The following is a 16,757-nucleotide window of genomic DNA, read 5'->3' as shown; positions in this document are numbered from 1 at the left end:
AAAGAGAATTTTGTTAATAGGAATGAATCGTAAATATATCATTATTCTGACAAGAAAGCATTTTTATTTTTTAAAAGAAAATTAACTAAATAATCTGCTTGTCGTGTGGTTTCAGGAAGTCTATAATGTGGAGTAAGTTTTAATACCCAAGCAATAGCAGTTTCAAGAGAAATTTTATGCCCTATTGAGACAAACATAGGATTGGTATTATTCTGTGTTCGTAATGCTTTACCAACCAAAATATTGTTGTAAATCAAATCTTGTGTACTTTTTCTTTCATGTCCCAGTAAATTTTTATCGTAGCTACCTATTAATCTTTTTTTAGCACAGCCAATTGTTGGAATGTTTAATTCTATTCCAAGATGAGTTGCCATTCCAATTCCTTTTGGATGAGCTATTCCTTGAGCATCACATACAATTAAATCAGGTTTTATAGTAAGTTTTTTAAAAGCTTCAATTAAAGAAGGGATCTCTCTAAAAGAAAACAAACCTGGAACATATGGAAATGCTATTTCCATTTCATGAAAGGCTTTTTCAACAACTTCATGAGTTTCTGCATTTAAAACTACAATAGCACCTATCATATTGTCATTAATGTCATTATATGCCACATCAACTCCGGCAATATATTGAATTACCTCTGGTAGTTGATCATATATAATTACTTTCTCACGCAAACTATTTTGAAGATCGTAATAAATTTCAAATTCTGGTTTTTTGTCAAATATGTCGTTACTCATTTTTATATTATTATAGCATATTTATTTTCTTCATCATCAAGGAAATCATATCTAATTCTTTTTGGCATAAGTTGCTCAGTTAGCGCAATAGCTTCCTGTACAACAACAGGAATGCGAGTATTGGTCGTTGTTTTTAAAACCCAATCAATTGCTGTTTCCAAACTTATTTTATGTCCAATAGATATATAAAGCGGATTGATTCTTTCTTGAGTCCGTAATGCTTTACCCACAATTTTATCATCAAACCATAGTTCTTGCCTATCCCCTCTTAAATGCCCTAAACTCGTTTTTTCATAATATCCAACAAGTCTTTTCTTTGGACATCCAATTGTTGGAATATCTAATTCAATTCCCAGATGAGTAGCTAATCCAACATTTTTTGGATGTTCAATACCATGTCCGTCACAAAAAATTAATTGAGGTTTTATACTTAGTTTTTCAAACGCTTTTAAAACTGAAGGAACTTCATTATAGGCAAATAAATCAGGAACATGCAATGTAACATCCTCTAACTCAAAAAATACCTGATCAACAATTTCTTGTGTTTCAATATCCATTACAGCAATGGCTGAAATCATTTTTAGATCTATATCATTGTATGCCACACTAACACCTGCAATGTATTTTATCGGATGTTGAATCTGGTCTTCACTAATAATCTTCTGCGCAAGTTCATTTTGAAGAATATACTTTTCCATAAAAACATCTTCAACCGTATATCCTAGTGTTTCTTTCATGCTTTCCTGAACTAAATAGCCATAAAGTGTCTTTCCAGCTCTATCTTGGTTTAATTCACGTGTGAGATTAAAGGGATTGTCTGTATTATAGGTGCAAACAAATAAATCTAAACGAGTAAAAATCTCTTTAGTGTCTTCGTAGTTTTTTATTACATCAAAATTGTCCTTTATCTTCTTATTATAATCTAAATCTTCACGGGTAAAATTATAACCTTGCTGATGCTCTTTTTTTCCTATATTATTTACTTTGTAGTCTACAATTGAATCAAATGTTTGTAAATCATAAATAGTGTAGATTCTATTCATAAAATTTTGATCACGATCTTTACCAATATCAAAATTATATCTGCTTTCATCAAAAATGTAAACAAAAATTGAAAAAGAATTTTCACTTGCCCAAAATTTTATTCCGTGTAGTCTGCGATTTACAAAAGTTTCTCTGATATATTCTTTATCAGAAATGGTTTCTTTAATTCCTGTAAAAGGTTTCCCATTGTACATACCATAATTGGAAGTAGATAAGCTGTCAATAAAAAATAGTTTGCTTTTACTTGGATAATAATTTATTGTGTGATTCATTAATGAATTTAATTTCTCTAGGTAATAATCTATTTTGAAGATATAAACCTAGTGATTATAATTTGAATTATTCTTTTTAATTCTAACAAAGTCAGTGTTTACAGAACTTCTGTACTAACCCCGTCAAGCACCTTTAATTTCAAGACCTTTTTTTTTTATTTTAAAGAACTGGTAGCGTTCTTCTTAGCTTTGCTAACTCTTTTTTTTTTACATAGTAAATTTTAAGCTATAAAGAACTTCCTATTTAAAAAACATAATCTTTGTTATATTTGTTTTATACAACCAGATTTTTTTCACACTGGTACTCACAGAAATAGTTAAATACAACAACAAATGAAAAAGGGACTTTACATTATTAAACTAATAGCAATCATAGTTTTTACTAATTCTACCTTTGCCCAGAAAAAAGAATTTGGGTATTACATATCAGGACAATACGAAAAACTAATCCTTTTAGATGAGGTAGGTAAACCAATCACAAATGAAACCTTTCAATATATCGGAGATTTTTCTGAGAATGTATTCCCTGTTCAAAAAAATGACTATTACGGATTTGTTGATATCAAGGGCAATGTTATTGTCCCTTTTCGATACAACTCGGTTTCACAAATGAAAAATGGAGTAGCCATCGTTCAGCTTGGTGAAAAATTCGGCCTTATTGACAACAAAGGAGAATATAAGATCATACCAAAATATGAAAATTTGCAATATGAAAACTTTAATAATGGTCTGGCTACTTTTAAAAAAGATGGTTTGGAAGGAACTGTTAATAAAAACGGGAAAGAGATAATCCCTAATAAATTTGAGTTCATTGCGGAATTCTACAAAGGATATGCTAGAGCAAAAAAAAATGGAAAAATTGGGATTATTGACACTAAAGGAAAAACAATAATTCCTTTTCAATATGATCATGTTAGTGAGTTATTTAACGGTTGTTCTTTTGCATTTAGAGAAAGTGATAAATCAAAGGAAGGACTCATGGATTTAAAAGGTAATGTGCTTTTAAATCCGGAATATGATTTTGTTTTTCCATGGGAAGATGAAATGGTTTATCTTACAAAGGATAATGCAAAAGGTGTTGCTGATAAATATGGAAATATTTTAATAGCTCCCCAATATAAAGACATTAAGAAATTAAGCGATGAATTAATGCTATTGGAAAATATGGGAAAATTTGGTTTTGCTAATAATAAAGGAGAAATAACTATTCCTTTGATTTATGACGAGGCCAGAGACTTTTCAGAAGGCTTAGCACCTGTCTTGAAGGATGGAAAATGGGGCTTTATCAATAAAGAAGGTCAGACCACTATTGATTTTAAATTCATTGGAGTGATGATGCCATTTAATAAAGGTTTTGCCGCTTACGGAAAAAGATCCTTTTCTTCTGGCGCACATTATACGTCTGATTTATGGGGGTTAATAGATAAAAAAGGAAACATTGTGATTGAAAACAAATATGAAAGTATTGTTCCTGGTTATAACGGAAATTTTGTAGTCGAAATAAATGACAAAAAATTATTAATTAACAGTATTGGTGAAATATTAGCTGAATTAAAATATGACGGACGTGCTATCGCTATCGAGGAAAAATAAAGAAATTAAGAACTATTTTCATCATTTTATTTGTATCAGTTAAAATACATATTGTTTTTGGCTTTTTCTGGAGACTAGTAATTACAACTTAAAATTAATACAAAGTAATTTCGTCGAAATTTACAATAAATAAGAACATTGTAAGTCGAAAAAATTCAAGATGATTTACGACTGATTGGAATAAAGTTGGAAAAGACCATACTTGCAAATTCCGGTGATATTAATCAATAAATAGCGCCAAAAAATAGTGTTCCTGATTTTGAGTTCCTATTGTACCTAAGATTCTTTAGTCCCACAAAAGACAGGCTTACTAATAACTGGCTCCGGCAAATAAAATAAAAAAAATATAAACTCTATTTTAATTTGTCATTTCACCGTCAGGACAATCTACTCATACGAGGCGTACTAATCGAATGCGCCTGCTTGCATGAACTGCCGATAAAGGCATCTTCTTTACAAACGGGCGTAGCATTTTTACTACTATTCAATTATTTTTAAAGTGTACTATTGAATAATCAACAGCAATTTTCGTTAAATAAATATTAACTCTAAGCTTACTCTACAGTATTTAAAATATCATAAATAAGATTAGTTTTTAACTAGAAAATTAAAATGTATTGACAGATATATATTCTCTATAGAGTTTTTCCAATTCTTCCGCTTTTAACTTGTCTTTAGGAATTAGTATATTTTTTTTAAAATCACTTTGTTTTTTTTATGCAAAAATTGTTTTAAATTTTCATATCTATATAAAATAGTACTTTTCATGTATCTTATTTTAAATTTACACCTACACTCTCGTGATAAAATAATCTCAAAAGTGACCTCAAATTTAAAAGCTGGGTCATATTATTATTTCCCAGCCTTAATAATAAACATTATCCTAGATTCCTCCCATAAATTCAAATATATAAGATACCGTTGGACTCTCCGTCCCTACTCCAAAACGACCATCACTTCTCAGTATTATATCAAAATAATTCTGAGTATACAAAGAGAAACTCTTTCTGATAATAATATCACCTGAGACCACATTTTCTATATGATCTTTAATATTTCCAGCGTAATCATAAACCATTAAATTATTTATAGTACCTACACCATTGATAAAAACAATAGTAAAATCACCATAAATATAAGCAGCCGTATCTCCATTGTTTGTTACATTACTTTGATCAACGTGTGCTATAAATCGAACACGTGTTATAGAGCTATTGGTTTCCGCAGTAAACAAAGCAGATTGACTTCCTGGTCTGAACCCTCCAACTACTACGGGTGTACCTTTAAAATCTACCAATGCTAAACCTTTAGAATCTACAGACAATTTCCTCATCTGTGTAACATTTGTAGTATTACTGGACCCTGTTGTAGTAGTCTTTAAAGTGACCAATCCCCCTATAGAAGCCTTTCCTTCGATATCTAAACCATCCGTTTGAGCACTAATTGTACTTGCATTCACAAAAAAAAAGAAAGCTATTATAATTTTATAATTAATATTCATAATATATCTTATTTAAAAATTTATTTTTCAGTTTTAATACTATTTATTAGGGTTCTTAATTCATTAATTTGGGTTTGTTGTGTATTAAATTTCTGTTCTTGCACTTCAATAATCATTTGTTGCTCTTTTATAGCTTCGATTAAAACAGGTACTAAAGCAACATAGTTTACAGTATAATACCCTTTCTCATCTTTACTAACAGCATCGGGAACAATTTTTAAGATATCTTGTGCAATCACACCTAATTGATGTTTCTCATCAAATTTTTTATCTTTAAATTCATCACTTCTCCAGTTATATCCAACTCCCTCCATTTGCTTAACCATTTTTAACGCCCCTTTTATTGGTTCAATATCTTTTTTATATCTCTGATCTGATGTCTGAGTAAAGTTAGTTGCTGTTATAGCTCCATAAACTTTAAGTTTAAACGTTGCATCAGATACTCCTCCTATACCAACATTACCAGTTTGGTATATATTTTGCGTATTACTTGTTGCTTCGTTTCCTGAAGTCGTTTCTTTCCATGGTTCTGTAACTAATTTTGGCACCCAACTTGTCCCATTATACGCCAATACCTGACCTACAATCGTTGGCTGAGTTACACTAACAGCTTTCCCCTGCAATTGGTTTGCATTCCATAATGCAGCTGCATTTTTAGCAGCAAATACAGTAGAAGCAAGTGTCATTGTCGTTGGATCTGCTGTATACTTTGTATCCGTATATTCTGAATTAATTACATAAGGACTTGCTATGGTGCCTAATCCTGCAATAGTAACATTAGCTCCCGCTTTTGCCACACCTCCTACTCCAGCAACTCCCTGAGGACCTGTATCTCCCTTAGCTCCTTGTGCGCCAGTAGCTCCAGTTAAACCTATATCTCCCTTAACTCCTTGCGGACCTTCTGTTCCTGTTAAGCCTCTATCGCCCTTTGCTCCTTGCGTGCCAACATCTGCATCTTTTCCATCTACACCTCCTACTCCAGCAACTCCCTGAGGACCTGTATCTCCCTTAGCTCCTTGTGCGCCAGTAGCTCCAGTTAAACCTATATCTCCCTTAACTCCTTGCGGACCTGCTGGTCCTGTTAAGCCTCTATCTCCCTTAGCTCCTTGCGGGCCAGTAGCTCCATCTTTTCCATCTGATCCGTTAATTCCGGCTAATCCTGTATCTCCCTTAACTCCTTGCGGGCCAGTAGCTCCATCTTTTCCATCTGATCCGTTAATTCCGGCTAATCCTGTATCTCCCTTAACTCCTTGCGGACCTGTTGCTCCTTTTAATATATCAAAATTTAGTGTTGTTATTATTCCATTTTCATCTGTATATAAAAGATTATTACTTAAATCATAACGCAATGATGTTATTGTTTCATTCAAATCCGTTGAGTCATTTATTTCGTTTATATACGTTCCAATTTTATGTCCCAGAACTACTTGCGTAATTGTTGTTACACTCTCTACACCGGATACTAATTCTCTTAATGAAATCTCATTCTCAGTACCTTTCTCGTCATTGTATTTTAATTTATTCGCTGTTGCATCATATACTAAAGAAGTAAGTGTCTCATTTGATTTTACAAGGTGCGTAATCTCTTTTACAACGTCTGTATTTAGGAAAATATCTCCTGCATTGTTCACAATGTCTCCAACTACATCGATACTAACTTCTTCTCCTGCTTCATTTTTATAAATGTAGTTACCTGCTGTTCCTTTTGTAATTGTTGTTACACTCTCTACACCGGATACTAATTCTCTTAATGAAATCTCATTCTCAGTACCTTTCTCATCATTGTATTTTAATTTATTCGCTGTTGCATCATATACTAAAGAAGTAAGTGTCTCATTTGATTTTACAAGGTGCGTAATCTCTTTTACAACATCTGTATTTAGGAAAATATCTCCTGCATTGTTCACAATGTCACCAACTACATCGATTTGAGATTTAACATTTTCTTCATTCACAAACACATAAACCCCTTTTCCATCATTGGTCAATGTTGTAACAATATCACCTAAAGTAGCTCCACTTGACAAAGGAACCCACTTATCTACATCCCAATAGTAGAAACCAGGCTTAATATCAGCAATGTTTGACGCATTATACACAAATAAACTTTGTGCAGGGTTACTAATCGTAACCACATCTTTAGTACTTTTAAGAAAAATTCGAGGAACCAACAAACCTTTATCAGTACTTGATAAGTCCAAAAGTGCAGAACCATCAGGATTAATGGTTCCTATACCCACATTATTAGTTTGCGCATTAATAGTAGCTCCTAAAAAAAACAAACTAACAAATAATAAATACTTAATTTTCATCTAAATTTGTATTTTAATTAATATACTGCAAAGTTACTAACAGCAACCACCGCGACACTTTTCAATTAAATCGCAAAAACAACAACATAAGTCTTTTTTCTTTCGGCTATTTTACCAAAACCAACTAAATCAATCGCTTACCTCATAAATATTTGCTAAAAACAACTTATTAAGAAAGAATTGATTGGCTCTATCTCTAATCTATTAGATTACTGAATTAATCATACTTATCACAAAAAATCAAATCACCTTAAACTCATTTTCACTCAAGAATTAAATAAATTATCAGCCTACCAGCATAACCTCTATAAAGTGTGATGATTCATTAAAACCCGTTTTTAAAAGGTCATAATTAATGTGTATAAAGAAAAAAAATTAACAGTTGATTTATCCTGTAAATATGGAAAACAAACAATTACCCGAAAAATAATTTTGGTTTTCTAAAATGATTTTGAACTTACTGCATAATAAATTATCAACTATTACTAACGAAAACTGGATAATAAAGTTTTTCAAGTTATTGTAAACAAGAGCTCAATGTCACCATCTGACATAACTGAGTAACTAAAATGAATAATTTGATATGACTCTAATTACGCAAATGATTCTCAAAATAACAGCTAATGGTCTTACTCTTAAAACTGTAAAAAGAAGATTTTGTCTAAAACTAAGGTAATTTACTACAGTAGCAACTGACTGATACGCTTAGCATAAGGATCGATGCCAAAAGTACTTCAAATATATATGGACCTAGGGATTATTTCGCCAAATGCACTCCAATACCACTGAGTATACAGATCAGTACCACAGGCCGCTTTTAGCTTAAGATTGTACATTCTTTATTGGAGATACAAAATTATATACAATAGATTGATCTAATACTATCAACTAAATTAATAATCAAACTGAACTCCAACTTATCCTTCATAAATACCTTATACATAAAAAAAGCTGAATTAATCACTAAAGCTGTTACAATAAAGTAAATTAGTAGAGTGAAAATTAACATACTAACAATCAGGCAAGTAAAAAAAACAAATAATACTACAAACTTATCTGTTGAACTACATAATATAATATGAAATAATATTTTTATCTTATAAAAAATAATTAATAACTTTATTCTTGTTTTCCACAAACATTCCATTTTATATATTTTCTTTTCTTTAGAAAGTATCATAAAATAGATTAGTCCCAATCTGATTAGACTGATTTTTAAATACCACGCATTAGTCTATTTTTAACTAGTCAATTTATTTTTTAATCATTAAAACCTACTATTATGAAATCAAAATTATCCTTGTTACTCGTTTTTATTAGTTTTTATTCATGGTCTCAGGCCAACAAATCGCACTTAATTACTAAAGATAGTATATTTATTGTCCCTGCGGGAGTAACCAGCATTAGTGCCCAGGCTTGGGGCGGAGGTGCAACTGGTGGATTTGCTACAGGTTCCGTCTTAGGCTCTGGAAGAGGTGCAGGTGGAGGTGGGGGCGGCGCTTATGTAAATAGTCTACTCACTACTGTTCCGTCATCAACTTTAAATGTGGTTGTTGCTAAGTTAGCACTAGGAGGAGTCTTTGGAGGAATTAGTAGTAAAGACGGAAACTTTTCTACAATTATAGGTTACGAAGATTTATTTTTTGCAGCCGGTGGATTAAGAGGTGGAATTAATAACTCAAATACGCCTCCAGGTGAAAGTCCAGGAGGGTCACTTGAAGCTTCAGAAGGAACTATTACTAAGATTGCTGGAGGAAATGGAGGCAAAGGTACATCAGCCTTGTTAGGATTATTACTTAGCTCCGGAGCAGGTGGTCAAGGTGCAAATTCAGGTGGTGCCGGAGGTGCTCCTCTTTCAAGTCTACTTTTGGGTAATGAAAATAGGAAAGATGGTACGGTTCCTGGTGGCGGTGGAAGTGGTGCTATAAATTCACCAGGATCTGCTATCCAATATGGTGGAAGTGGTGCAGCAGGACGAGTGATTATCTCTTATAATTGCCCCGCTTATAATATAACTGGCGTAAGTGCTGGACTCTACAGTAATAATTATAAAATGTTTGTAACGCTAACCTCTAATCCAGCATCATTGCCAGTTGGTAATTATGTAGTAACTTACAACAGGACTTTACCATCTGCTACAGGATTAACGGCTAATCTAACAGTCATTACTGCAGGTAGAGGTACCTTTTATTCTGATAATTTCCTGAATCAAATAAATGCTAGCACTATAACAATTACTAAGCTCACTTCTGCATCTTGTTCTGCTAATATAACCACTAATAACAGAGCTGTAATTACAGGAATAATTCCTGAAACACTAAGTGGTGGGACAATTAGTGGCGCAAGTTCAGTTTGTCAAGGAGACACAACTGTATTAACCTTATCAGGTAACGCAGGCACAGTTGTTAAATGGCAAATTTTTAACGGATTTACCTGGGAAGATGTACCTAATCCAAGTACTTCAAATACTTATACAACATTCCCAATGTTATCAAGTCATAGATTCAGAGCCATTGTGGGTGACTGTAATCTTGTTTCTGAGTCAAAGACGGTGGAATTAAATTCAGAGCCTCTTTACATTTCTTACGATCTTTCAGAAAATCCAAATGAGTATCCACGTACAACTTTCGTTGGAGCTTTATTACCCACACCACAATATATATCAATCGCTTATAACGCTCTCGAAGGGGAACCTACTGCATATTCTGTTGAATGGGATTCTGATGCAATACCAAATCAAGACATTACTCCTTATACATTTACATATACCGGTTACACTAAAGATTCCATAACTTCAATTAAAATACCTATTAATACTCCAGAAGGTGAATACACAGGCAATATATATATTCATAATAATCTTTGTAAATCCTATGAACCATATTCTTTTAAATGTATAATTTTACTTGATAACCCATCATCAAAAACAGGCTCAGAAAAAGATACAAATGCCAGTACAATTGCCACTAGTTTGGTTCCCACAACAACGAAAGATTTAGAAGCAGCAGAAAATAAGGTTTCAGTAGCTGTTTTTAACAAAGTGATTCATGTTGATGCTTCGAAAAGGAAATAAAAAAGTAAGTAAGAATATTTTACTGAACAGCTTAAAAGAGCAAAAGGATATGAAATTAAAGGGTGGTATCTACCACCGAACGCAGATTGATTTAACCTATAATTCAAATAAAATTGAAGGAAGCAGACTTACACACGATCAAACAAGATATATTTTTGAAACCAATACAATTGGTGCTTTCAATCGGATTAGTAACAGAGGCATTAATCTTTGCTTTATCCGCTTTCGAGCCCGTTGATGATGAATTAGACTGGACATTAGTGTATCCAGAATTAGCCAATGGTATTGCAAAAACTAAATCTAAAACTGCAAAAATTGAAACTCCTTCAGACATGCAAGGTGTACTATCTCAAAAATTAGACGTTATGCTTAAAGAGGCAAAAATTGACGGAGAATTAATGTCAAGCTTAGGCAACAGTATCAAAAACTTTGAATCTGCTGCCAAAAGTATTGCACCAACAGTTGACTCAATTGCTTCTACTAAAAAATATAGTGAAGAATTATCTACAGCAGCTGCACAAATGGAATCATTAAATGGTTTATACAAAGTTCAATTAGATAGTGCTTCAAGAAATGCTGAGGCTAATAAAGAAATTGCTGAAAATGCAGGTAAGTTAAAAGAGCAAATGCAATCTATGACTGCAAATATTGCTTCATTGAACAATGTATATGGCGGTATGCTTTCTGCCATGAATAACAAAAAATAATTGATTAAAACAATTAATCAATAACATAAACTAAATATTTAAAAATATGGCAGGAGGAAAATTAACCCCCAGACAGAAGATGATTAACCTGATGTATCTGGTTTTTATCGCAATGTTAGCAATGAATATGTCAAAAGAAGTATTGTCCGCTTTTGGCTTAATGAATGAGAAATTTGAAAGTGCAAACGAAGCATCAAATATGACTAACGCACAAATGTTAACAGCATTAGATCAAAAGGCGGCTGAGGCAAAAGGAGAGTTCGAAATAGCTTCTCAAACAGCTCATAAAGTAGAGGCTATATCCAAAGAATTTTATAATTATGTAGATACATTAAAGACCGAAGTTTTAACTGGATTCGAAAAAGATGCAACAACTGGAAAATTACCTTACGAATCTATGGATAAAGGTGACACTGTTGATAATTGGTTTACTGGTGAAGGTTATACAGCTAAAGGTAACGAGATTATAGAAAAAATAAATCAGTATAAAACCAAAATGAAAGCTGCTTTAAAAGACAAAAAGTACAGCGCGATACTAGCTGAAGTCAACAAGAAATTTAATACTTCAGACGTACAAGACAAAGAAGGCTTAAAAAATAAATATTTAACTTATCATTTTAAAGGTTTCCCTGCTGTAGCATCAGTAGCAAAACTATCTGCTTGGCAAAGCGATGTTAAAAAGACCGAATCAGATGTCTATAGTGCTGCCTTAGGAAAAGCGGCTGTAGCAGCAGCCTCTTATAGTAATTATAAAGCAATTGTAGTTCTTGATAAAAACGCTTATTTCCAAGGAGAAACTGTAACAGGTAAAGTTGTTTTAGGTCGTTATGACGAAAATACAAAACCTACTTCATTTTCAGGGCCAGGTAAAATTGATGCTAATGGTCAAGCTATTATATCTATGACAGCTGGGGGAATTGGAGAGCAAAACATCAATGGACAATTTATATTCTTAGAAGATGGAAAAACTATTCCACTTAAATTTGAAGGTAAATATGTTGTAGTACCTAAGCCAAATTCAGCTACTATTTCTGCAGATAAAATGAATGTAGTTTATAGAGGTGTTGTCAATCCAATCTCTATATCATTCGCTGGAGTTGCTGATAATAAAGTTACAGCGAGTGCTCCGGGATTATCGTCATCGGGTAAACCAGGGAAATATAATATGAGTCCAGGTACAGGTACCGAAACAACAATTACCGTTACAGGTACATTACCAAATGGCTCTACAGTTTCAGACAAGAAAACGTTTAGAATTAAAGGCATTCCTGGTCCAAGTGGAACTATTAGAGGAGAAATGGGTATTGTAAAAGGCCCTAAATCAAATTTAGAAGTAGCTACAATTGGCGCTAAATTAGTTGATTTTGATTTCGAAGTCGGACTAGATGTTGTTGGATTTAATTTAAAAGTGACTGGGCAACCTACGGTTGTGGTTTCTGGTAATAGATTAAACGCACAATGTAAATCTGTACTTTCAAAAGCAGGTAGAGGAGATCAGGTTACCATTTCCGAGATTAAAACTAAACTTGTTGGAGCTGGAAATTATTCATTACCAAGAACTGCTCCCGTAATTTTTGAAATACAATAGCAAGTAGTTCTATAAATCAAACTCTTTCAGAGTCTTATAAAAACAAATTCATATTGAGAGTTTAAGACAATTTTAAAATTTTAATCTTAAAAAATATGTATTATGAATAATAAAATCCAAAAAAGGTCATTACTATTTTCAAAAATAACAGCTAGAAAAATTAATGACAAAGCATCAAACAAAATAAAGGTTAAGAAAAAGATAAATCAAAAATCTACCAACTCTAACAAGCACTACTGGCACGATTATTATATGATTAGTAGTCATCCGATAAACAATAAGAATGACCTGTTTACTGAATGGGAAAATGATTTATCTTTACTTAGATCTTTTGAAAACACTCTAAATTAAAGTTAAGAATGCAAGTCTAATTTTAAAAAAAACTAACAGAATTCTTCCGTTAGTAAATCTTATAAAAAACCAAGCCTCTACATCAAAAATGCAGAGGCTTGGTTTTATGATTTCTTTTCTCCCCACTTTTTTCATAACCTGTTCATTATAATCTTTTCTATTGCTAAAGATTGCATCTTATCTCTTTTTTATTGCAGCCCCATATTAGATGATTCACAAGTAATTACCTTGCAAAAAAACTTTATCATATTGTTTTTTAAACTTAATTAAGCCTTACTTCGAGTATATTCAAAATAACTTTGTAAACTCTTTTTTTATATAAGATATAACTAAATCTATTACTTATACATTTTGTCATAAGACCATTTAATTAAAAAAAACTTACTAATTTTTTTTTACAAAGTAGTAAGAATGGGTATTACAATCTAATTGGTAATTTTTAGTATTTTATCAGACCAGAACAAAAAACTGAGCTATAATTTCTGCTCTATAAAAATTAGACAGCTCAATATTAGTTTTTAATTACATCTAAATAAAAGATCATTTTAGCAGTACTAAGCTATTTATCTTAAGCTGTATACAACTTAAAAAAAAACATTACTAAAAGACATAATCATTACATAGTTATTATATGAAAACTAAACTTATCATTACGCAAATAGTCGCTCTAGTAGTACTTACATCACTTAATTTATATGGTCAGGGAGCCGCTCCATCTAGTCACTTAAATTATTCTGGAGGAAATACCAATTCTGATATATGGATGAATTCAGTAAATATACCAATTACATCTACTTACACTTACTATTCAGTTATGGGATGGAACGCAGGGCAAGAAGGTGGAGGATACTGTGGAATTCAAGACCATCCTGGTGGGAAAGCATTCATTTTTTCTTTATGGGATCCTTCCAATCATTTGCCAATTGTTGGAGCATATGCTGCTCCAGGCACTAAAATTGAAAACTTTGGAGGAGAAGGAACAGGCCTTAAATCAATGAATTTTACTTTAGGATGGTTACCAAATACTTGGTATAATTTAGTATCAAGAGTATGGCAATATAATGCTCATACTTTTTTTGGATTCTGGTCACAAGATATGAGTACAGGCACATGGACACATTTAGTAACAATGGATTATCCTGTTGCAAATGTGTCCTTTAAAAGAAATAACGATGCCTTTATAGAAGACTGGATTGGAACAGGTGCAAATGTTAGAAAAGTATTACTTAAAAATGCTTGGCAAAGAACTGCTTCAGGAACTTGGAAACTACAAAAATCAGCTACTTTTAAATCCAATTCTGGCGATTCAATACGAAACGGCATATATAATCAAGCATTTAATTCTGGTACCGAAACTGGTGCTTTTTTTATGCAAATTGGAGGAAACACTGCCCATACCTTTCCAGAAAGGTCAACCAATGTAAGTGTCACGAATTCAGATAAAACGCCTGATTTAACTATTGGTTCAGTTTCTTCATATAACGCAACTTATCAGCCATCAAATAAAACAATCAATATGAATTGGGAAGTTGATCAAACACAAAGTCCCCAATTTTCCTACACCATAGATGTTTTTAATAATTCTTCTTATAAAGGGAATCCAATTTTGACAGCCTCTGATAAAATTCCTCAACAAAGAGCAGCAACCATTAATGCTTCATCTTTGAGCAATGGCGTATACTATACACGACTAGTGATTAAAGACATATTTGATCAGCCAAGTATGCCTGTCTATGCATCTGTAACTAAAATTGCAGCACCAACTATAGCATTAACATCACCTCTAAATAATGCAGTTTTTTCCTCACCTGCAAGCCTCACAATTTCTGCTTTAGCAGAAGATACTTACAATAAAATAGAAAATGTGGAATTTTATAATGGAACTACTTTATTAGGGAGTGACAATACAGCTCCTTATTCATTTACATGGCCAAATGTTAAATTTGGTAGTTATACCGTTACAGCAAAAGCAATCAATAATATAGGAGTAACCAGTACTTCCCTACCCGTGACAATCATGGTAAATAGCACCTGTAATACAGAAGGGATTGCATTCGGAACTTCTCCTGCATATCAAAACGGAACTAATACTTACGATAAAGTATTTGATGGAAATACAGACACCTACTTTGATTATGCAAAAAGCGATGGTGGTTATGCTGGTTTAGATTTTGGAGTAAATAAAAAAATATCTGTCAATACAATTAGTTTTTTCCCAAGAAACAATCAGACTGGCCGCATGAAAGGCGGTAAATTTCAAGGTTCTAATACTGCAGATTTTTCTTCAGATGTAGAAGATCTTTATACCGTTACAACTCAACCAACTAATAAAGCATGGCAAACCATCAACATCTCACCTACCAAAGGATATCGTTATGTCCGATACTTGTCACCAAAAGGAGGCAACTGTAACATTGCTGAAGTAAAATTTTGCGGAGAAATTTCATTTTCTAAAACACCGCCAATAGTAAGCATGCTAAATCCCTTGGAGAAAAATACAGTGATAAATGCAGGAGAGGATATCCTATTTAATTTCTCTGTGACTGACCCTGATAGGGCCCTGTCATCAATTACCATTATAGACAATAATAAAATTATTGCCACTATAACACAGGCCCCATATGCATTTATTCTCAATAATTTGACCACCGGAAGTCATAATATAGAAGTAATTACAGCACTCGAAGACAATACTTCATCAATACTTACTATTTTTGAGATAATAGGTCGAAATTGCAATAGTACACCTTGGAACAATTCTACAAACTATGTATTGGGTGATCAAGTAAACTATCAAAATACTATTTACTGTGCGTTAGCACCAACTACAAGCAAACAACCTAATTTAAATACATTTCTTTGGAATAACATCGGAAACTGTTCTACTTTGTCTATTGATGATTTTAAAGTAACTTCTGAATTCAGTTTATATCCTAACCCATCAGATACATACTTCAATATCAAACTCACTAAATCTGAAGGAAAGAAATTCCACTACAGTCTCATAGACATTACTGGTAAAAAAATTATAGAAAAATCTTTGGGCTATATTGGGGATACGATATTTGAACAGAAAGTGAACGTAGAAAAATTACCTTCAGGAATGTACATACTAATTCTTCATCTTGACGATCAGATAATTCAAAAAAAAGTAATTGTGCAGAGAAAAAACCATTCACATTAAAGAAAAGTTCTTTAAACCATTTTAGAGCAGTTTCGGAATGTTATGAAAGAGTATTTTTATTTTATAAACTCCGCTAGACAAATCATTTCAAGTCTAAGAACGATTAAATTGGCTTCTAAAAAGTAGATTCGCATAATCATCTACCGAAATTAAAGAAGATTTTTTTATAATGTGCAAATAAAGGATTCTATAACTTTAAAAAAATAAAAAGTATCATACTTATACTTGAAAAGCGAAAATGGTTAGAGATCAAACCATCTTCGCTTTTTTTAAATTAAGTAAAAATTTACCAATTAAAATGAATCACGGTCAAGAAATAGTGAACTAATCATTCAAAAACTAAAGTACCTGGTTGAAGTTATAAAGATCAGTCAATTCAATTCTAATACTTT

At 32.4% G+C, this 16,757-nt stretch carries 10 protein-coding genes; 6 read left to right on the top strand and 4 right to left on the bottom strand.

Translation table 11 applies throughout. The features are described 5' to 3' along the window. Positions 1 to 41: 41 nt before the first annotated feature. Positions 42 to 740, bottom strand: coding sequence for a deoxyribonuclease V (gene nfi / locus B8T70_RS08155; protein WP_086894559.1), 699 nt, complete (start codon positions 738 to 740; stop codon positions 42 to 44). 2 nt (positions 741 to 742) lie between these two features. Beyond that, positions 743 to 2,056, bottom strand: a complete 1,314-nt coding sequence (locus B8T70_RS08150) for an endonuclease V (protein ID WP_082001836.1) — start codon at positions 2,054 to 2,056, stop codon at positions 743 to 745. Between the two features lie 333 nt (positions 2,057 to 2,389). On the opposite strand from B8T70_RS08150, the gene B8T70_RS08145 reads away from it, so the two are divergent. Continuing rightward, complete coding sequence (locus tag B8T70_RS08145) at positions 2,390 to 3,649, top strand: WG repeat-containing protein (RefSeq protein ID WP_086894558.1); 1,260 nt, start codon at positions 2,390 to 2,392, stop codon at positions 3,647 to 3,649. Positions 3,650 to 4,532: 883 nt separating this feature from the next. On the opposite strand, the gene B8T70_RS08140 is transcribed toward B8T70_RS08145, so the two are convergent. Then, the gene (locus B8T70_RS08140) at positions 4,533 to 5,150 is read right to left on the bottom strand and encodes a hypothetical protein (protein WP_039115048.1); all 618 of its coding nucleotides are present in this window, start codon (positions 5,148 to 5,150) and stop codon (positions 4,533 to 4,535) included. Between the two features lie 20 nt (positions 5,151 to 5,170). Then, on the bottom strand, positions 5,171 to 7,462 hold the full coding sequence (locus tag B8T70_RS08135) for a tail fiber domain-containing protein (protein WP_086894557.1): 2,292 nt from the start codon (positions 7,460 to 7,462) through the stop codon (positions 5,171 to 5,173). Positions 7,463 to 8,744: 1,282 nt separating this feature from the next. Here B8T70_RS08135 and B8T70_RS08125 point away from each other — a divergent pair. From B8T70_RS08125 to B8T70_RS08100, 5 genes are all read left to right on the top strand, one after another. Beyond that, positions 8,745 to 10,535 carry a hypothetical protein gene (locus tag B8T70_RS08125; RefSeq protein ID WP_086894555.1) on the top strand — a complete coding sequence of 597 codons (1,791 nt, stop codon included), beginning with the start codon at positions 8,745 to 8,747 and terminating at the stop codon, positions 10,533 to 10,535. Between the two features lie 155 nt (positions 10,536 to 10,690). Then, positions 10,691 to 11,242 (top strand): gliding motility protein GldL, encoded by a 552-nt coding sequence (gldL, locus tag B8T70_RS08115; RefSeq protein WP_242667441.1) that lies wholly within the window; start codon positions 10,691 to 10,693, stop codon positions 11,240 to 11,242. Positions 11,243 to 11,288: 46 nt separating this feature from the next. Continuing rightward, the gene (gene gldM, locus B8T70_RS08110; protein ID WP_039116514.1) at positions 11,289 to 12,830 is read left to right on the top strand and encodes a gliding motility protein GldM; all 1,542 of its coding nucleotides are present in this window, start codon (positions 11,289 to 11,291) and stop codon (positions 12,828 to 12,830) included. A gap of 102 nt (positions 12,831 to 12,932) precedes the next feature. Next, positions 12,933 to 13,181, top strand: coding sequence for a hypothetical protein (locus B8T70_RS08105; protein ID WP_039116515.1), 249 nt, complete (start codon positions 12,933 to 12,935; stop codon positions 13,179 to 13,181). Positions 13,182 to 13,812: 631 nt separating this feature from the next. Continuing rightward, positions 13,813 to 16,365, top strand: coding sequence for an Ig-like domain-containing protein (locus B8T70_RS08100; protein WP_086894553.1), 2,553 nt, complete (start codon positions 13,813 to 13,815; stop codon positions 16,363 to 16,365). Positions 16,366 to 16,757: the final 392 nt, after the last annotated feature.

Source organism: Flavobacterium sp. AJR, from assembly GCF_002156885.1.
Classification (GTDB): Bacteria; Bacteroidota; Bacteroidia; order Flavobacteriales; family Flavobacteriaceae; genus Flavobacterium.
This window is presented reverse-complemented; position numbering and strand designations above follow the sequence as displayed.